Source organism: Bacillus sp. AFS001701 (genome assembly GCF_002559405.1).
Taxonomy (GTDB): Bacteria; Bacillota; Bacilli; order Bacillales; family Bacillaceae_G; genus Gottfriedia.
Genome location: NZ_NTZO01000464.1, coordinates 1 through 999, shown reverse-complemented (window position 1 = coordinate 999; position 999 = coordinate 1). Strand labels below are relative to the sequence as shown.

Annotated in this window: 1 protein-coding gene and 1 pseudogene; both read right to left on the bottom strand. The window is 31.8% G+C overall.

Annotation, left to right across the window (positions count from 1 at the left end; translation table 11 throughout):
• Window positions 1-101: 101 nt before the first annotated feature.
• A pseudogene (locus CN514_RS21155) lies at window positions 102-263 on the bottom strand (stage V sporulation protein R); the annotation flags it as partial.
• A 419-nt stretch (window positions 264-682) separates the two neighbouring features.
• On the bottom strand, window positions 683-826 hold the full coding sequence (locus CN514_RS25920) for a hypothetical protein (RefSeq protein ID WP_176526016.1): 144 nt from the start codon (window positions 824-826) through the stop codon (window positions 683-685).
• Between the last annotated feature and the right edge of the window lie 173 nt (window positions 827-999).

Below are 999 nucleotides of genomic sequence, written 5' to 3'. Positions count from 1 at the left end.
CTATTCTTCCCATCATAACTTAACAGCACTGACTACCCTTCAATATCCATCTACAAATTAAAGCCTTTACCCGATAACTGATGAATATACGGAATTACTTATTCAACATATTTCATATCTGGCTCAGTCTTTTCATATGAATGCATTAAATAAAGCTCGCCATTTTTTAAATAGTCCCCATCTTGGACAATTATATATGGAATTCCACCATTTACCCTGCTTATAACAAGCTGATCTCGAACTGCTTCCCACGCTTTATTTATATTATTTAGTTTAAAACTAGTTCTGCAACATATGAGGTATTTATGAGTTATAGTAAAAGTAAATTCACTAAACCACTTCAAATGCAAATGATCCCAGTTGGTTATACAGGAATCTTTTGAATATTGATTGTCAACATGTTGAAGTTTTATTGAAACTCACTCTAATTAATCGGTTGTTTTTGTTTCAAATTCTTTAATTGTGACATATGGGCTAAACACCTTCCCATCATGATTGAAAATCTCCCATCATATTAAATTTCATTACAGTTTTCCCGAATTCCTTTCATTAACAGCCATAATTGCCACTCGCCAATTTACGGAGTTTTGATAACTTACTTCTTCTAAAACCTCGTAGTTTGACTAGTCAAATTGTATAAATAAAATGAAAAGATAATGATTTAAATACTCCCACAATTTGATCAAGCTTCCTTTTGTGCCTCAAAACCTTGGTTGACTACCTTTTTATTATTTAAGAAACGTGATAATCCAAATGTTGTAATACTTGCAAATACAACACTTAACGCACTGAACCATGTAATTGAAGATAATGATATTTGCCCCACAAACGAAAGCCCAGTAGTTCCAATTCTTATTCCACCTTTTTGTCGATGTTGATGCTTATATCTTTTACTAAATCCATTTCCATTTCTTTCTATTCTAGTGCTTTAAATTAGTGTATTAAGATGCTTCTTAGCATCGTATTCTTCCAATTCTTCACCATTTTTTAAACGATGAA